General features: G+C 66.9%; 17 protein-coding genes. 3 read left to right on the top strand and 14 right to left on the bottom strand.

The window, feature by feature from the left end; genetic code table 11:
• Window positions 1-26 precede the first annotated feature (26 nt).
• From trpC to A5634_RS11465, 3 genes are all read right to left on the bottom strand, one after another.
• The gene (gene trpC, locus A5634_RS11475) at window positions 27-845 is read right to left on the bottom strand and encodes an indole-3-glycerol phosphate synthase TrpC (RefSeq protein ID WP_065144165.1); all 819 of its coding nucleotides are present in this window, start codon (window positions 843-845) and stop codon (window positions 27-29) included.
• Window positions 846-955: 110 nt separating this feature from the next.
• Window positions 956-1,642, bottom strand: coding sequence for a TIGR02234 family membrane protein (locus tag A5634_RS11470; RefSeq protein WP_065144164.1), 687 nt, complete (start codon window positions 1,640-1,642; stop codon window positions 956-958).
• The gene (locus A5634_RS11465; RefSeq protein WP_065144163.1) at window positions 1,635-3,173 is read right to left on the bottom strand and encodes an anthranilate synthase component I; all 1,539 of its coding nucleotides are present in this window, start codon (window positions 3,171-3,173) and stop codon (window positions 1,635-1,637) included. The genes A5634_RS11470 and A5634_RS11465 overlap by 8 nt, the downstream gene beginning before the upstream one ends.
• 50 nt (window positions 3,174-3,223) lie before the next feature.
• On the opposite strand from A5634_RS11465, the gene A5634_RS11460 reads away from it, so the two are divergent.
• A complete protein-coding gene (locus A5634_RS11460) occupies window positions 3,224-3,679 on the top strand; it encodes a peroxiredoxin (protein ID WP_065144162.1) in 456 nt (151 codons plus the stop codon).
• A gap of 49 nt (window positions 3,680-3,728) precedes the next feature.
• Window positions 3,729-5,231, top strand: a complete 1,503-nt coding sequence (locus A5634_RS11455; RefSeq protein ID WP_065144198.1) for a serine/threonine-protein kinase — start codon at window positions 3,729-3,731, stop codon at window positions 5,229-5,231.
• On the opposite strand, the gene hisI is transcribed toward A5634_RS11455, so the two are convergent.
• Genes hisI through hisD form a run of 8 tightly spaced genes read right to left on the bottom strand, consistent with a single transcriptional unit; the run spans window position 5,228 to window position 11,744 of the window.
• Window positions 5,228-5,572 (bottom strand): phosphoribosyl-AMP cyclohydrolase, encoded by a 345-nt coding sequence (hisI, locus tag A5634_RS11450; RefSeq protein ID WP_065144161.1) that lies wholly within the window; start codon window positions 5,570-5,572, stop codon window positions 5,228-5,230. The two genes, A5634_RS11455 and hisI, sit on opposite strands and share 4 nt — an antisense overlap.
• Entirely contained in the window at window positions 5,569-6,411 is an 843-nt protein-coding gene (gene hisF / locus A5634_RS11445) for an imidazole glycerol phosphate synthase subunit HisF (RefSeq protein WP_253861555.1), read from the bottom strand. The genes hisI and hisF overlap by 4 nt, the downstream gene beginning before the upstream one ends.
• Entirely contained in the window at window positions 6,411-7,211 is an 801-nt protein-coding gene (locus A5634_RS11440; protein ID WP_065144160.1) for an inositol monophosphatase family protein, read from the bottom strand. The genes hisF and A5634_RS11440 overlap by 1 nt, the downstream gene beginning before the upstream one ends.
• Before the next feature lie 7 nt (window positions 7,212-7,218).
• Window positions 7,219-7,953 (bottom strand): bifunctional 1-(5-phosphoribosyl)-5-((5-phosphoribosylamino)methylideneamino)imidazole-4-carboxamide isomerase/phosphoribosylanthranilate isomerase PriA, encoded by a 735-nt coding sequence (gene priA, locus A5634_RS11435; protein ID WP_065144159.1) that lies wholly within the window; start codon window positions 7,951-7,953, stop codon window positions 7,219-7,221.
• Window positions 7,954-7,955: 2 nt separating this feature from the next.
• Window positions 7,956-8,576, bottom strand: coding sequence for an imidazole glycerol phosphate synthase subunit HisH (gene hisH, locus A5634_RS11430; RefSeq protein ID WP_065144158.1), 621 nt, complete (start codon window positions 8,574-8,576; stop codon window positions 7,956-7,958).
• Entirely contained in the window at window positions 8,573-9,193 is a 621-nt protein-coding gene (gene hisB, locus A5634_RS11425) for an imidazoleglycerol-phosphate dehydratase HisB (RefSeq protein ID WP_065144157.1), read from the bottom strand. The genes hisH and hisB overlap by 4 nt, the downstream gene beginning before the upstream one ends.
• A complete protein-coding gene (locus A5634_RS11420; RefSeq protein WP_065144156.1) occupies window positions 9,190-10,431 on the bottom strand; it encodes a histidinol-phosphate transaminase in 1,242 nt (413 codons plus the stop codon). Before A5634_RS11420 ends, hisB begins: the two co-directional genes overlap by 4 nt.
• Window positions 10,428-11,744: a histidinol dehydrogenase gene (hisD, locus tag A5634_RS11415; RefSeq protein ID WP_155769491.1), complete on the bottom strand. Its 1,317-nt coding sequence runs from the start codon at window positions 11,742-11,744 to the stop codon at window positions 10,428-10,430. The genes A5634_RS11420 and hisD overlap by 4 nt, the downstream gene beginning before the upstream one ends.
• A gap of 90 nt (window positions 11,745-11,834) precedes the next feature.
• On the opposite strand from hisD, the gene A5634_RS11410 reads away from it, so the two are divergent.
• Window positions 11,835-12,257 (top strand): nitroreductase family deazaflavin-dependent oxidoreductase, encoded by a 423-nt coding sequence (locus A5634_RS11410; RefSeq protein WP_065144154.1) that lies wholly within the window; start codon window positions 11,835-11,837, stop codon window positions 12,255-12,257.
• Between the two features lie 766 nt (window positions 12,258-13,023).
• On the opposite strand, the gene nadC is transcribed toward A5634_RS11410, so the two are convergent.
• The 3 genes from nadC to nadA are packed head-to-tail and all read right to left on the bottom strand — an operon-like array spanning window position 13,024 to window position 16,510.
• Complete coding sequence (nadC, locus tag A5634_RS11405) at window positions 13,024-13,881, bottom strand: carboxylating nicotinate-nucleotide diphosphorylase (protein WP_065144153.1); 858 nt, start codon at window positions 13,879-13,881, stop codon at window positions 13,024-13,026.
• Window positions 13,881-15,452, bottom strand: a complete 1,572-nt coding sequence (locus A5634_RS11400) for an L-aspartate oxidase (protein WP_065144152.1) — start codon at window positions 15,450-15,452, stop codon at window positions 13,881-13,883. The genes nadC and A5634_RS11400 overlap by 1 nt, the downstream gene beginning before the upstream one ends.
• Window positions 15,449-16,510 (bottom strand): quinolinate synthase NadA, encoded by a 1,062-nt coding sequence (nadA, locus tag A5634_RS11395; protein WP_065144151.1) that lies wholly within the window; start codon window positions 16,508-16,510, stop codon window positions 15,449-15,451. Before nadA ends, A5634_RS11400 begins: the two co-directional genes overlap by 4 nt.
• Window positions 16,511-16,520: the final 10 nt, after the last annotated feature.

Raw genomic sequence — 16,520 nt, 5'->3', positions numbered from 1 at the left:
TCAGTGCGCGTGCAGCACGTCAACGGCTAGCGAGCCGGTTTTGGACAGGATGGATGGGTGCCCGCGGTAACGAGATCGGCGACCGCCGCTCGGGGGTCGCCGCTCTTGACCAGACCTTCACCAACCAACACAGCATCAGCACCCGCGCCAGCGTAGGCCAACAGATCGCCGGTGTGACGCACGCCGGATTCGGCGACCCTGATCACCTTGCTGGGCAGGCCGGGTGCGATTCGCGCGAAGCAGTCGCGGTCGACTTCGAGCGTGGTGAGGTCACGGGCATTGACGCCGATCACGTTGGCGCCTGCCTTCAAAGCGCGGTCGGCTTCCTCTTCGGTGTGCACCTCGACGAGTGCGGTCATGCCCAGTGACTCGGTGCGGTCGAGCATCGATACCAGCGCCGACTGATCCAGTGCGGCAACGATCAGCAGCAGCATGTCGGCACCGTGGGCGCGGGCCTCGTGGATCTGATACGGCTGCACCACAAAGTCCTTGCGTAACACCGGAATCGACACGGCGGCGCGCACCGCGTCAAGATCGTCGAGCGAGCCGTTGAACCGTCGTTCCTCGGTCAGCACACTGATGATCCGTGCGCCGCCATCTTCGTAGGCGCGGGCCAACTTGGCGGGGTCTGCGATGGTTGCCAGCGGACCCTTCGACGGGCTGGCGCGCTTCACCTCGGCAATGACGCCGATGCCCGGCTCGCGCAGCGCGGCCATGACATCGCGTGGCGGCGGCGCCGCAGCGGCCGCGGCCTTGATTTCTGAAAGACTCACGCGGGCTTCGCGCGCGGCAACGTCGGCCCGGACTCCCTCAAGAATGGAGTCAAGCACGTTGGCCGGACTCATACCTGCGGTTCCCTTCATTCTGTAACCCACTGCGACTCTGGGTCACCCCACGCCCGCCATCCCGTTTCGACGACGTGCAAGAAGGGTAGCGACTCCCGCGACAGGGTCCGTCACCGCCCCTCGGAGTCCGAGTCGTGCGGCCGATCGGTAAGGTCCCGGCCCTCATCGAGAGCGTCCCAAATCATCCGTTCCGATGGCTGGGAGTCCGCGGATTCGGCGCCCGTGTGGTCCTCGTGGTCCTGGTTGAGGTCGTGATTGCGCGCCGCGGACCGACGGGCACCTGGTGCCAGATACTTTGTGCTGCCCGTCCGCGCCGCGCCACCGGGCTGGCGCGCGGCACGCATCAACAATGCCGCGGCGAGCAGAGTGCACAGCGCAGCCGCCACCGTAATTCCGGCGCCAAGGTACTGACGCGCACTGCCCACCAGCGTCGCCACCGGGACGTGGGCGAGGTCCGCGCCGCGCGCGGCCACGTCGGGAACAGCCCACAGACTGACGCCCAGATAGCCGATCGTGAAACTCGCGACCGCCAACAGCGCCGCCAGTGCATGCAATTGCCAGCCGCGCACAGCGAGCGCGGCGACCGCTGCGGCCAGGTTCACAATCGCCAGCGGCACCAGCGCGCTCGACCAAGTCGCCCCGGAAAGTGCGATCTCTTTAGGCGGTCCCAGCCCGTCGAACGACCGGATAACCACCCAGGTCAATCGGGACGCAGCCCACAGCGCGCCCGCTGCGACCACCAGCAGCAACTGGGCGATCCCGGTCGTCAGCCGACCGCGGCGTCCGGTATCAGTCACCTATATCCACACCCGGGACGGTCAGCGTCTCGGCTGCGGCGATCGCGTTGAGCACCGCACGCGCCTTGTTCCTTGACTCGTTGTACTCATAGGGCCCGTTGGAGTCGGCGACCACTCCGCCACCCGCCTGCACGTAAGCGGTGCCGCGACGCATCAGCGCGGTGCGGATAGCGATCGCGAAGTCGGCATTACCGGCGAAGTCGAGGTAGCCGACGACTCCGCCGTACAGACCGCGGCGGGTCTTCTCGACCTCCTCGATCAACTCCATGGCCCGCACCTTCGGAGCGCCGGACAGGGTGCCGGCCGGGAAGCACGCGGTCACCGCATCCAGCGCGGTCTGGCCCTCGGCGAGCAGCCCCGTCACCGTGGACACCAGGTGCATCACGTGGCTGTAGCGTTCGATGTGGCTGTAGTCCTCGACGCGCACGGTGCCCGGGGTGCACACCCGACCCAGGTCGTTTCGGCCCAGGTCGACCAACATCAGGTGCTCGGCGAGTTCCTTGTCGTCGGCCAGCAACTCCTTTTCCAGCAACACGTCTTCCTCGTCGGTCTCGCCCCGCCACCGGGTGCCGGCGATCGGGTGCGTCGTGGCCCGGCCGTCCTGCACGGTGACCAACGCTTCCGGACTAGAGCCGACGATCGAAAAGTCAACGGCGCCATCACTATCGGGGATTTGGAGCAGGTACATGTACGGGCTCGGATTGGTCACCCGCAGCATGCGATACACATCGATGGGGTCGACGGCGGTGTCCATCTCGAATCGCTGCGACGGCACCACCTGGAAAGCCTCGCCGGCCGCGATCTGTTCCACCAGATGGTCGACGATCGCTCCGTACTCCTCGACGGTGCGCTGCGCACGGTGGCGTGGCTCGGGCTTGCTGAACGTGGATACCGTCGACGGTAGCGGCTGACCGAGCGCCGCGGTCATCACGTCAAGGCGCGCCACCGCGTCGTCGTAGGCGCAATCCACGCGCTCGTCGGTGCCATTCCAGTTCACCGCGTTAGCGATCAGCGTGATGGTGCCCTCGTGGTGATCGACGGCAGCCAAATCGGTGGCCAGCAGCAACAGCATGTCCGGCAGCTGCAGGTCGTTGACGGCCAATTCGGGCAGCCGCTCGAGGCGACGCACCATGTCGTAGGCGAAATAGCCCACCATGCCACCGGACAAGGGCGGCAGACCCGGCAGCGCTGCCGTCGCCAACACATCCAGCGTGGCCCGCAACGCATCCAACGGATCCCCGCCGGAGGGCGCGTCCTTGGGCACCGCGCCCAGCCAAACGGCATGCCCGTCCCGCACGGTCAACGCCGTCGGCGAACCGGCGCCGATGAACGACCAGCGCGACCATGAGCGTCCGTTCTCAGCCGACTCGAGCAGGAACGTGCCGGGGCGGTTGGCGGCGAGCTTGCGGTATGCCGAGAGCGGAGTCTCACTGTCGGCCAAGACTTTGCGGGTCACGGGAACCACTCGGTGCTCGGCGGCCAGCACGCGAAAGTCCTCGCGCGTGGTCGTGGCTGCAAGGTTGGCGTGCACCGAACCATCCAATCAGATGGCTCGGTGACCGGCCGCGTAGCGTTGCGACCATGAAAATTGGTGACACCGTGGCCGACTTCGAGCTTCCCGATCAGACGGGTACGCCACGCAGGCTCAGCGAGCTACTCGCCGACGGTCCCGTGGTGCTGTTCTTCTATCCGGCGGCCATGACGCCGGGCTGCACCAAGGAGGCCTGCCACTTCCGCGACCTGGCCTCCGAATTCGCCTCGGCCGGCGCCAACCGTGTCGGGATCAGCACCGATCCGGTCCAGAAGCAGGCCAAATTCGCCGATACGCAGCATTTCGACTATCCGCTGCTGTCGGACAGCGAAGGCACTGTCGCCACCCAGTTCGGCGTCAAGCGCGGCCTGCTCGGCAAGTTTCTGCCCGTCAAGCGGACCACGTTCGTCATCGACACCGACAGCAGAGTGCTCAACGTAATTTCCAGTGAGATCAGCATGGACACCCACGCGGATAAGGCGCTGGAAACACTGCGTAGCCGCTGAACCCGCAACGCTCCCCGCACCAACGCGGCGACTCAGTAGCATGCTGCACATGCCGACAAGCGCTGACGAGGGCGGAAGCCTCCGGGCAGGCGAACTTTTCGCCGGCTACACCATCGTGCGGCGCCTGGGTGCCGGCGGCATGGGCGAGGTCTACCTGGCTCAGCATCCCCGTCTTCCGCGACGCGATGCACTGAAAATCCTGCCTGCCGATTTCACCTCGAATCTGGAATATCGACAGCGCTTCAACCGCGAGGCCGATCTGGCCGGCAGCCTCTACAACCAGCACATCGTCGGCATCCACGACCGCGGCGAGTATCACGGGCAACTGTGGTTGTCGATGGACTACGTGGAGGGAACTGACGCGGCGTGGCTGCTGCACGACCAGTACCCCACCGGGCTGCCGCTGCCCGACGTGATCGAGATCGTCGCGGCTGTCGCCGATGCACTCGATTACGCGCACGCCCGCGGACTGCTGCACCGCGACGTCAAACCCGCCAACATTCTGTTGGGCGAAGCCAACCCGCGGCGACGGATTCTGCTCGCCGATTTCGGGATCGCCCGGCAGCAGGACGACGTGAGCGGGCTGACCGCCACCGGCATGCTGATGGGGACCGCCGCGTATTGCTCGCCGGAGCAGCTGCAGGGGTCCGACCTCGACGGCCGCGCCGACCAGTACGCGCTGGGATGCACCGCATTTCAACTGTTGACCGGTATTGCCCCGTTCCACAATGCCAACCCGGCGGTGGTGATCAGTCAGCATCTGTCGGCTCCGCCGCCGTCGCTGAGCGCCCTGCGACCGGAATTGGCTCACCTCGATCCGGTGATTGCCCGAGCGCTCGCCAAGGACCGGTCGGCCCGGTTTGCGTCCTGCTCGGATTTCGCGGCCGCGCTCGGCGGCCAGGCAAGGATGGCCGTCGCTCCGCAGCCACCGACGATGCCTTCGGAAATGGGCGGCCCGCCCCTGATGGCGCCACCCGCACGACGCGGCGTCGGCCGGGCGACCTTGGTCGCCGCGTTGGTGGCGGTCGCGCTGGTGGCGGTGGCCGCGGTCCTCGGATTCGTGGTGCTGCGCGGCGGATCCGAGCACCAATCGGCGAGTCCGTCGCGGCAGCCCGGCACCCCACGGCTGACGACACCGTCTAACAGCAGCGCGACGCCGTCGGCACTGCGGCTGAACAGTTTCGTCACCGACGAAGCGCGTGTGTTGAAGCCCGCCGAGCACGGGGTCATCGAGCGTGCCGTCCAGAAGCTTTTCGACTCACGGGGCACCCAACTGTGGGTCGTGTACGTCAGGGACTTCGGCGGGATCAGGCCGATGGCCTGGGCCGAAAATGTCATGCACGCCAACGGTTTCACCGATAAGGACGCGATGCTGGCCATCTCGACGGAACGGCGTTCATTCGTCTTCCATGTGCCTGCCGCGGTTGTCATCGGCAAGCCCATCGACGTCGAGGAAATCCGCACCGAGCGGATCGCCCCGGCCGTCGACAAGCGGGAATGGACACGTGCCGCGTTGGCGGCCGTCTACGGACTGGACGTCGGCCCGCGCTAGTCAGGACCTAGCAGCACCGCGGCATCAAAGCAGGTGTGATCGCCGGTATGGCATGCACCGCCCACCTGGTCGACGGTCAGCAGCACGGCATCGCCGTCACAGTCCAGTCGCACCGAATGGACGTGCTGAGTGTGCCCGGAGGTGGCGCCCTTGATCCACTGTTCGCCGCGTGAGCGCGAAAAGTAGGTTGCCTCACGGGTTTCCAATGTGCGGGCCAACGCATCGTCGTCCATCCAGGCGACCATCAACACGTCGCCGGTGCCGCGTTCCTGCACCACCGCGGTGAACAAGCCGTCGGCGTTACGCTTCAGCCGCGCAGCGATTTTCGGGTCGAGCGTCATGTGGTGATCCGCACTGTGATCTTCTCCGCTGCCATCGCGGCCTTCACCTGCCCGATGGTCAGCTCGCGAAAGTGAAAGACGCTGGCGGCCAACACCGCATCGGCTCCGGCCTCGACCGCTGGCGCGAAGTGATCCACCGCGCCGGCACCACCGCTGGCGATCACCGGCACGCTGACCGCCGCGCGTACCGCCTGCAGCATCGCCAGATCGAATCCGGCTTTGGTGCCGTCGGCATCCATCGAGTTGAGCAGGATCTCCCCCACGCCCAGTTCAGCACCCCGGGTGGCCCACTCGATCGCGTCGATACCCGTGCCACGGCGACCGCCGTGGGTGGTGACTTCCCAGCCCGACGGTGTCGGGGCCGATCCTTGCGGCACCGTTCGCGCATCGACGGACAACACGATGCACTGCGAGCCGAATTGCCTTGCCATTTCGGCCAGCAAGTCCGGGCGTGCGATAGCGGCGGTGTTGACCGAAACTTTGTCGGCCCCCGCGCGCAGCAGGATGTCGACGTCGGCGACGGTGCGCACGCCGCCGCCCACGGTGAGCGGGATGAACACCTGCTCGGCGGTGCGGCGTACTACGTCGAGCATGGTGGCGCGCCCCGATGACGATGCGGTCACGTCGAGAAAGGTGAGTTCGTCGGCGCCCTCGGCGTCGTAGGCGGCGGCGAGTTCGACGGGATCGCCTGCATCCCGGAGGTTTTCGAAGTTCACGCCCTTCACCACGCGTCCGTCGTCGACGTCCAGGCACGGGATGACCCGCACCGCCAACGCGCGAGCAGACGCAAACTCACCGTCTTGCTCGGCGTGTCGCGTGCTTTTGCGTCTGGTCGCCATCAGTAGTCCTCGGGTTGGCCGGTGCTGCGCAAGATCTCGAGAATCTCGGCATGCACACCGGGCGCGGCGGCCAACGCGGAGCGCGAGGCCGGGGTCCACGGTTCGCCGGCCAGGTCGGTGACGATACCGCCCGCTGCGCGCACCAACACCACTCCGGCGGCATGGTCCCACACGTGACTACCGAAACTTATTGCACCGCCCAGGATTCCATCGGCAACATAGGCGAGGTCCAAGCCGGTGGATCCGTGCATCCGCAAACGCGACGACAGCCGGCTGAGGTTCTCCAACACCGCTACGCGGTAGCGGCCCGGGAATCGGCCTCGGGAGTCGGCGCTGAAAGAGCCGGCCCCCACCAGCGCATCCGCCAACTCGGCGGAGGCCAGCGATGGCTGCGGCACACCGTTTTTCATCAGCGGGCCGTCCAGCACGGCGGTGTAGTGCTGACCGATGAACGGCAACCAGGTCAGACCTGCCACCGGTACGCCCTCACGCAACAGGCCCAGCAGAATGCCCGCCATCGGTGATCCGGCCGCGTAGTTGAATGTCCCGTCTATCGGGTCAAGCACCCACACCCACGGCGAATCCAATTCGGCGCCACCGAATTCTTCGCCGTGCACCTCGATTCCGGTGGCCGCCACGAGGGCGTCGACGACCTGGCGCTCGATGGCGAGGTCGACCTCGGTGGCAAAATCGTTGCCCTTTTTGCTCACCGCCGACTCAGCGCGGTGGCCGGCCACGAACGGCTCGACCGCGTCGTCCAGGATGGTTGCGGCCTTGGCTACCAACGCATCAAGATCCATCGCGGAACTACTCCCGCACCGCGGCCAGTGCCTGCGGCAAGGTGAACCGGCCAGCGTAGAGCGCCTTGCCCACGATCGCGCCCTCGACTCCGCGGTCGGTCAGTGTCGCGATGGCGCGCAGGTCATCGAGGCTGGACACGCCGCCGGAGGCGATCACCGGCGCGTCGGTGCGCTCTGCGACGGCGGTGAGCAGTTCGAGGTTGGGGCCGCCCAACGTGCCGTCCTTGGTGACGTCGGTGACGACGTATCGCGAACAACCTTCGGAGTCAAGGCGATCCAGCACTTCCCACAGGTCGCCCCCGTCCGTCTCCCAACCACGCCCACGCAATCGGTGTGCACCATCAACGATTTGGACGTCCAGCCCGACGGCGACCTTGTCGCCGTGTTCGGCGATCGCGCGGGCACACCACTGCGGGTTCTCCAGGGCGGCGGTGCCGAGATTGACCCGGGCGCAACCGGTGGCCAGCGCGGCGGTCAGGGAGTCGTCGTCGCGAATGCCTCCGGACAGTTCAACGTGGACGTCAAGTTTGCCCACCACCTCGGCGAGCAGTTCGCGGTTGGAGCCGCGGCCGAACGCGGCGTCCAAGTCGACCAAGTGGATCCAATCGGTCCCGTCGCGCTGCCAGCCCAGGGCGGCGTCCAGCGCTGAACCGTACTCGGTTTCACTGCCGGCCTTGCCTTGCACCAGGCGCACCGCACGGCCGTCGACCACGTCGACAGCGGGCAACAGAATCAGCGTCATGGCTAGAGCGCCTCCACCCAGTTATGCAGGATGGCCGCGCCGGCATCCCCGCTCTTTTCCGGGTGGAACTGGGTGGCGGACAGCGGTCCGTCTTCGACCGCCGCCAAAAACGGCACTTCATGTGTCGCCCACGTCAACATTGCTTCGGCTGAACCTTCCCACCGCTGCGCGGCGTAGGAGTGTACGAAATAAAAACGGGTATCGGCGTTCAGACCTTTGAACAGGGTGCTGCCGCCCGCGGCATCCACCACATTCCAACCCATGTGCGGGATCACCGGCGCATCCAGATGGGTGACCGCACCAGGCCACTGGCCGCAACCCACTGTCTCGACGCCGAATTCGACGCCGCGGGCAAAAAGAATCTGCATTCCCACGCAGACACCCAGGACCGGGCGCCCGGCGCTGACCCGGTCGGCGATAATCCGTTCGCCGTCGATCGCACGCAGGCCTGTCATGCACGCCTCGAACGCCCCGACACCGGGGACCACCAGGCCGTCGGCCGCCAGCGCCGCGTCGGCATCGGCGGTGACTTCCACCTGCGCGCCCACCCGCTCCAGCGCGCGCTGCGCCGAGCGCAGATTGCCGGAGCCGTAGTCCAGAACTACGACGGATTTCTGTCTCACAGAACACCTTTGGTGGACGGCACACCGGAGACGCGTGGGTCGGGCTCGACGGCCTGCCGTAGCGCGCGGGCGACAGCCTTGTACTGGGCCTCGGTGATGTGGTGTGGGTCGCGACCGTACAACACCCGCACGTGCAGCGCAATGCGGGCATTCATGGCCAGCGACTCGAACACATGCCGGTTGACGACGGTGTGATAGGGCACCGAGTTTCCGGCAATCGTGAAGTGCTGCAGGTGATCCGGCTCTCCGGTGTGCACGCAGTACGGTCGGCCGGACACATCCACCACGGCGTGTGCCAGTGTCTCGTCCATGGGGATGAAGGAGTCGCCGAATCGGCGGATGCCCTTCTTGTCGCCGAGCGCCTGCCCGAGCGCCTGGCCCAGTGCGATCGCGGTGTCCTCGATGGTGTGGTGCGCTTCGATCTCGACGTCGCCCTTGGTACGCACGGTCAGGTCGAAGCTGGCGTGACTGCCCAGCGCGGTCAGCATGTGATCGTAGAACGGGACGCCGGTGTCGATCTCGACCTGTCCAGTGCCGTCGAGGTCGAGTTCGATGACGATGTCGGATTCGCGGGTACGGCGTTCGATGCGCGCGCGCCGGGCTGCTTGGCTGGTCATGATGCTCCTAAGATATGGTCGCGACCCGCTTCCCCCGGCTCCGCCGCGCTCGCGATCGCTCCAGAAATATGGTCGCGACCCGCTTCGCCCGGCTCCGCCGCGCTCGCGATCGCTCCGGAAATATGGTCGCGACCCGCTACGTCAGTCGTGGCGATCTGTGCGCTCGCCCGCAGGAAGGCGTCGTTCTCGTCAGCCAAACCGGTGGTGGCGCGCAAGTAGCCGGGTATGCCGACGTCGCGGATGAGCACGCCGGCGTCCAGATAATGCTGCCAAGCAGTCGGCGCGTCGGCGAACTCGCCGAAGAGCACGAAGTTGGCGTCACTCGGAATGACCCGAAAACCCATGCCGGTCAACGATCTTGACACCCGCTCACGCTCGGCGATCAAGGTGGCGACGCTGCCCAGGGTGTCGTCGGCGTGCCGCAGGGCTGCCCGCGCTGCAGCTTGGGTGACCGATGACAGGTGATACGGCAGCCGCACCAACAGCATGGCGTCGACGAGTGCAGGTGTGGCCACCAGATATCCGAGCCGCCCGCCCGCGAACGCGAAGGCTTTGCTCATGGTGCGCGACACGATCAGCTTGGTTGGATACTCCTCGACCAGCGAGACCGCGCTGGGCTGCGACGAAAACTCGCCATAGGCCTCGTCCACGATCAGAATGCCCGGCACCACGTCGAGTAGCCTGCGCAGATCGGCCAATGGAATGCTCTGGCCGGAAGGATTATTGGGACTGGCGACGAACACCACGTCGGGTTTGCGTTCGGTGACTGCGGCGACGGCGGCGTCGACGTCCAGACTGAAGTCGCCGGCGCGGACCGTTTCCAGCCATTCGGTGCGGGTGGCGTCGGAGATGATCGGATGCATCGAGTACGACGGGACAAACCCGATAGCGCTGCGACCGGGTCCGCCGAAGGCTTGCAACAGTTGCTGCAGGATCTCGTTGGAACCGTTTGCCGCCCAGACACTTTCGACACCCACCTGGTTTCCGGTCTGGTTGCTCAGGTACGCGGCGAGGTCGGTACGCAGCGCCACCGCGTCGCGGTCGGGATAGCGGTGCAGGTCGGTGGCGGCTTCGCGCACCGAGCATACGACGTCGTCGACGAGCGCCTGGGTCGGCGGATGCGGATTCTCGTTGGTGTTCAACCGCACCGGAACATCCAATTGCGGTGCGCCATAAGGCGATTTGCCGCGCAGGTCGTCGCGCAGCGGCAGGTCGTCCAGGGTGGGGCGCAAGGTCACGGTTCGAACCTCCGTCGTACCGCTTCACCGTGCGACGGCAGATCCTCGGCCTTGGCCAGCGTGATCACATGGCCGGCAACGTCTTTCAGCGCGGCCTCGGTGTAGTCCACAACGTGGATGCCGCGCAGGAAGGTTTGCACCGACAGGCCACTAGAGTGGCGCGCGGAACCGGCGGTGGGCAGTACGTGATTGGAGCCGGCGCAGTAGTCGCCGAGGCTGACCGGCGCGTAGGGTCCGACGAAAATTGCGCCCGCAGAACGGATTCGGGCGGCTACCTGCGTCGCGTCGGACGTCTGGATTTCCAGGTGCTCGGCGGCGTAGGCGTTGACTACGTTTATGGCCGCGTCGAGGTCGTCGGTCAGGATGATCCTGGATTGCGGCCCGGAAAGCGCGGCCGTCACCCGTTCCCGGTGCACGGTGGTCTGCAGTTGGGCGGCCACCTCAGCGTCGGTGGCGTCGGCCAGTTCCAGGCTGGGGGTGACCAGCACGCTGGCAGCCATCTCGTCGTGCTCGGCCTGACTGATCAAGTCGGCGGCCACGTGCGCGGGATCGGCAGTGTGGTCGGCAAGGATGGCGATTTCGGTGGGTCCGGCTTCGGCGTCGATACCGACCAGAGAGCGGCATAGCCGTTTGGCGGCGGTGACGTAGATATTGCCGGGTCCGGTGATCATGTCGACCGGCGCCAGTTCAGGTCCGCCGGTATCGAGGCCACCGTAAGCCAGCAAGGCCACCGCTTGCGCACCGCCGACCGCCCAGACCTCCTCGACGCCCAGCAGCCCCGCCGCGGCCAGGATGGTCGGGTGCGGCAACCCGCCGAACTCCGCTTGCGGCGGGCTGGCCACTACCAGCGAGTCGACGCCGGCGGCCTGGGCCGGCACCACGTTCATCACCACGCTGGACGGGTACACGGCCCTGCCGCCGGGGACGTAGAGGCCGACTCGTTCCACCGGCACCCAGCGCTCGGTGACCGTGGCGCCTGGACTGACTGTCGTAGTGGTGTCGGTGCGTCGCTGGTCGGCGTGCACCGCGCGGGTGCGCTCGATCATCACCTGCAGCGCCTCGCGAACGGCGCCGTCCAGGCCGACTACCGCGGCTTCCAGCGCACCCGGCGGCACGCGCACCGCGGCGGGCCGCACGCCGTCGAACTCTTCGCCATAGTCCAAGGCGGCTTTCGCCCCGCGTTCGGCGACAGCCTCCACGATGGGCCGCACCTTGGGCAACACCGCCTCCACGTCGACACCACCGCGCGGCAGCTCGGCCCGCAGCCGCGCAGGCGTCAACTCCGCGCCCCGCAAATCAATCCGGGCCAGCAAGGTGGGCGATGTCGTCACGTGGACCATTGTCCCAGAGCAGCTCAAATGGATATTCGACGGTACAGTCCAGCGGTAAAAGAGGAGCCCGCCATGTCAGCAAGGGATCAACACCCCAACAACGCCCCCGGCGTCCCGATGGTTTATCCGGTGTGGTTTGAGAACATCCAGGTCAAGTACCTCAACCCGGCGCTCAAGCCGATCGCCCGCTTCCTACCCGGGACCGCGACCATCGAGCACCGTGGCCGCAAGTCGGGTAAGCCGTTCAAGACGATCGTCACGACTTACCGCAAGGGCAATACGCTGGCGATCGCGCTTGGCCACGGCAAGACCGATTGGGTCAAGAATGTGCTGGCCGCGGGGCAGGCTGACGTGCGGTATGCCCGCCGCACGGTGCACGTCACCAACCCACGGATTCTGGAAGCGGGCACTGACGGCCCGGACGTTCAGGGACTGCCCGCGCTGGCGAAGCTACAGCTGCGCCGGATGGCGGTCTTCGTCGCCGATATCGCCTGATTCGACGCCGCGGGTCGGCGCAATTTCGACTCGGCGGCCGGGCGCGTTCGAGTGTGCGTCCACAGCTTTCGGTGTGCACCTACGGCGGCATATTCACCGATTTCCCGCCGTAGCTTCACACCCAACGCCGACACTTCACACCCAACGCCGTCACTTCACACTCACCCCCGGCGCACTTCGACGCCGCGGGCCAGCGCACCGCGTGCGCGGCGGCCCGCCGCATCGCGTGTGCGTCCACTGCCTTCGGTGTGCACCTACGGCGGCATATTTACCGATTTCCCGCCGGCGCTTCACACCCAACGCCGACGCTTCACACTCACCCCCGGCGCATTTCGACGCCGCGGGCCAGCGCACCGCGTGCGCGGCGGCCCGCCGCATCGAGTGTGCGTCCACTCCGTTGGGTGTGCACCTGCGGCGGCATATTCACCGATTTCCCGCCGACACTTCACACCCAACGCCGTCACTTCACACTCACCCCCGGCGCACTTCGACGCCGCGGGCCGGCGCATTTCGACGCCGCGGGCCAGCGCATCGCGTGTGCGGCGGCCCGTCGCATCGAGTGTGCGTCCACTGCTTTCGGTGTGCACCTACGGCGGCATATCCACCGATTTCCCGCCGACGCTTCACACCCAACGCCGACGCTTCACACTCAACGCCGACGCTTCACACTCAACGCCGACGCTTTACACCCAGCCCAGCAGACGCTTTACACCCAGCCCAGCAGACGCTTCACACCTAACGCCGACCCGACGACACGCAACGCCAGCTACATGTCCAGGCCGACATCAAGCACCCGCACCGAATGCGTCAGCGCACCAACGGCCAGATAGTCCACCCCGGTGCCGGCGTAGGTTTTGGCGGAATCGAGGCTCAACCCGCCGGAAGACTCGAGTAATACCTGAGGCGCACGCGCGTCGCGGCGCTGCACCGCCATCTGCGTCTGCCACACCGGAAAGTTGTCCAGCAGAATCAATTCGGGCTTCTCGGGCAGCACGGCGTCGAGTTGCTCGAGTGAATCCACTTCGACCTCGCAGCACAGCTCAGGCGCCGCGGCCCGGACCGCCCGCAGCGCCTCGAGCACCGATCCGGCCGCGGCGACATGGTTGTCCTTGATCAGCGCCGCATCACCCAAGCCGAGCCGATGGTTGACGCCGCCACCGACGCGGACCGCGTACTTTTGCAACGCGCGCAGACCGGGCAGGGTTTTGCGGGTATCGCGGACCTTGGCCTTCGTGCCTTTGACGGCGTCGACCCACGCCGCAGTGACGGTGGCAATGCCCGACAGGTGGCAGACCAGGTTGAGCATGGTTCGCTCCGCGGTCAGCAGACCCCGTGTCTCGGCGCGCACGGTCAGCACCGGCTCACCTGGGCCTAGCCGCACTCCGTCTTCGACGCGGTGCAGCACTTGGTAGCCGTCCTGGCCGACGACCTCGTCGAGCACCATCAGCGCCACATCCACTCCGGCAATCACGCCGGCTTCCCGCGGCACCATCGACGCAGTGGCCATCGCGTCCGCCGACACGGTCGCCAACGTGGTGGCATCGGGCCCGTAACACAAATCCTCGTTGAGCCCGCGCAGGATGGTCTCCCGAGCGGCCGCCCGCTCCGAATCGTCCAGCGTCATCACCCCACCGCCGCCAATGCTTCCACCTGCACGTCACAACTCGAGCCCAGCCGAACCAGGCTGCTGCGCCCCAAGTCGGTGCCGGCAGCGGGATATTCGGCGCGGTGGTGGCAGCCTCGGCTCTCGGCGCGAGCGCGTGCGGCGGCCGTCACCGTCCGTGCCGCGAGCGCCAAAGCCACGTCCTCGGCGTCGCGACGGCCCGCGACGTGGCGGATCGGTGCGGCGCCGAGCATTTCGGTCAACCGCTGCAGACCGGCACCGTCGCGTACCACCGAGGCGTCCCGGCTCATGGCCTGTTGCAAATCGGCGCGCGCGGGGGCGCTGTAGCTGATCGGTTCGGCCATCCTGGCGCGGGGTATCCCCGCCGCTCGGGCGTGGGCGGCTGCTGCCCTGCCCGCCCGGTTTCCGACGACCAGACCTTCCAGCAGACTGTTCGAGGCCAGTCGGTTGGCGCCGTGCATGCCGGTGCGGGCGACCTCACCGGCGGCATAGAGTCCGGGCAATTCCGTCTGGCCTGAAACATCGGTGACGACGCCACCGCAGCTGTAATGCGCGCCGGGAACGATCGGAATGGGTTGCCGCACAGGATCAATGCCCGCTGCCCGGCATGCGGCGGTCACCGTCGGGAATCGTGCCGCGAAGCCCGCGATGCCGCGCGCGTCGAGGTAGGCACAGGGTTCTCCGGTCGCCCTGAGCCGCGCGTCGATGGCGGCGGCAACCACGTCGCGCGGGGCCAGATCACCCATCGGGTGCACCCCGGCGGTGATCGAATCACCTTGCCGATCAACCAATATCGCACCTTCACCACGGATGGCTTCGGTGATCAACGGGCGCCGGCCACCGCCCTTGGCTGAATAGAGCATGGTCGGGTGGAACTGGATGAACTCGAGGTCACTGACGGCCAAGCCCGCCCACAGCGCCAGCGCGATGCCATCGCCGGTGGAGCCTTCGGGATTGGTGGTCGCGCTGTAGAGGTGCCCGAGTCCACCGGTGGCCAGGATTACCGAGGGGGCACTGAGGATGCCGCATCCGTCCGGACGGGCCACCAAAACTCCGGTCACCGCAGAGTCGTGCAGCACGCGCAGCGCCACGTGACTGCTGCGAATGTCGAGCAGTTGGGCGGCGTCGTCGAGGGTGCGCTGTACCTCTGCGCCGGTGGCGTCGCCTCCGGCGTGCACGACGCGGCGCCGCGAGTGCCCGCCCTCGCGGGTCACATCCCAGAAGCCGGGCGTCGCTTCGTCGAATCGTGCTCCGTCACCGACCAATTCGGTGACCGCACGGTAGCCGTCGGCGACGATCGAGTACACCGCGTCCGGGTCACACAGGCCGGCACCAGCAGCCAAAGTGTCGGCCACGTGAGCGTCGACCGAGTCGTCGCTGTGTGGCAACACCACCGCGATGCCGCCTTGGGCGTAGTGCGTCGCGGTCACCGCACGCGTCTGCGAGGCCTTGTTCAGCACGACGACGCGGCTGCCGGCACGGTGAGCGGCCAGCGCGGCGGCCAAGCCGGCGACGCCCATTCCGATAACGATGACATCGGTTTCGTCCCGCCACACCGGGGCGGTCGTCATTCGCCACCACCGGGTTGGCCGATGGCGATCATCCGCTGCACGCTGCGCCGACCGGCGGCGGCCACGTCGGGATCAACATGGACTTCGTCGGCACCTTCCACCAGGCAACGCAACAGCGCGGCCGGGGTGATCATCTTCATGTACTTGCAGGAAGCCCGGTCATTGACCGCCTGGAAGTCGACTTGCGGTGCGGCCCTGCGCAACTGGTGCAGCATGCCGACCTCGGTGGCAACCAGCACCTTGCGCGCATGCGTCTCGTGCGCGGCATCGAGCATGCCGCCGGTGGACAGAATCTTGACCCGCTCCGCGGGGAATGCGCCCTCGCCGGCCAAATACAACGCCGAAGTGGCACAACCACATTCGGGGTGCACGAACAGTTCGGCGTCGGGATTGGCGCGAGCTTGCTCGTTGAGTTCGTCACCGTTGATCCCGGCGTGTACGTGGCATTCGCCGGCCCAGACGTGCATGTTGGTGCGTCCGGTCACCCGCCGCACGTGCGCGCCGAGGAACTGGTCGGGGCAGAACAGCACCTCGCGATCGGGGTCGATGGATGCGACGACGTCGACGGCGTTTGACGACGTGCAGCAGATGTCGGTGAGCGCCTTCACTTCTGCTGTCGTGTTGACGTAAGAGACGACGACGGCGCCGGGGTGTTCGTCCTTCCAGGCGCGCAGGTCGTCGGGAGTGATCGAGTCGGCCAGCGAACAGCCCGCGCGCTGATCGGGGATCAGCACCGTCTTGTCCGGACTGAGGATCTTGGCCGTCTCGGCCATGAAGTGGACACCGCAGAACACGATGGTGTCTTCGGGCGCCTCGGCCGCGATCCTGGACAGCGCCAGCGAATCCCCCACGTGATCGGCGACGTCTTGGATCGCGGGCAGTTGGTAATTGTGAGCCAGCACGGTAGCGCCGCGCAGACGAGCCAGCCGGCGAATCTCGGCCGCCCACTGCGCATCACCCTCGATTCCGGTGTAACCGGTGGGCGTGCTGATGATGCCGGCCGCCAATTCATGCGATCGCCGCGTAGCGAGCGTGTCCATGCGATTCAAGACCGTCATGGGGGCTCCT

The sequence above is a fragment of the Mycobacterium asiaticum genome, from assembly GCF_001673365.1.
Classification (GTDB): Bacteria; Actinomycetota; Actinomycetes; order Mycobacteriales; family Mycobacteriaceae; genus Mycobacterium; species Mycobacterium asiaticum_A.
Note: the sequence above shows the minus strand (reverse complement) of the source record. Positions and strands in the feature narration are given on the sequence as shown.

Excerpts from the sequence above, each read along its gene's own strand:
- hisI (WP_065144161.1), bottom strand. The coding sequence starts at position 5,572 with ATGACGCTCGACCCGAAAATCGCTGCGCGGCTGAAGCGTAACGCCGAC.
- hisF (WP_253861555.1), bottom strand. The coding sequence starts at position 6,411 with ATGGCGACCAGACGCAAAAGCACGCGACACGCCGAGCAAGACGGTGAG.
- A5634_RS11440 (WP_065144160.1), bottom strand. The coding sequence starts at position 7,211 with ATGGATCTTGATGCGTTGGTAGCCAAGGCCGCAACCATCCTGGACGAC.
- nadC (WP_065144153.1), bottom strand. The coding sequence starts at position 13,881 with ATGACGCTGGACGATTCGGAGCGGGCGGCCGCTCGGGAGACCATCCTG.
- A5634_RS11410 (WP_065144154.1), top strand. The coding sequence starts at position 11,835 with ATGTCAGCAAGGGATCAACACCCCAACAACGCCCCCGGCGTCCCGATG.
- hisB (WP_065144157.1), bottom strand. The coding sequence starts at position 9,193 with ATGACCAGCCAAGCAGCCCGGCGCGCGCGCATCGAACGCCGTACCCGC.
- nadA (WP_065144151.1), bottom strand. The coding sequence starts at position 16,510 with ATGACGGTCTTGAATCGCATGGACACGCTCGCTACGCGGCGATCGCAT.
- trpC (WP_065144165.1), bottom strand. The coding sequence starts at position 845 with ATGAGTCCGGCCAACGTGCTTGACTCCATTCTTGAGGGAGTCCGGGCC.
- A5634_RS11400 (WP_065144152.1), bottom strand. The coding sequence starts at position 15,452 with ATGACGACCGCCCCGGTGTGGCGGGACGAAACCGATGTCATCGTTATC.
- A5634_RS11460 (WP_065144162.1), top strand. The coding sequence starts at position 3,224 with ATGAAAATTGGTGACACCGTGGCCGACTTCGAGCTTCCCGATCAGACG.
- priA (WP_065144159.1), bottom strand. The coding sequence starts at position 7,953 with ATGACGCTGATTCTGTTGCCCGCTGTCGACGTGGTCGACGGCCGTGCG.
- A5634_RS11455 (WP_065144198.1), top strand. The coding sequence starts at position 3,729 with ATGCCGACAAGCGCTGACGAGGGCGGAAGCCTCCGGGCAGGCGAACTT.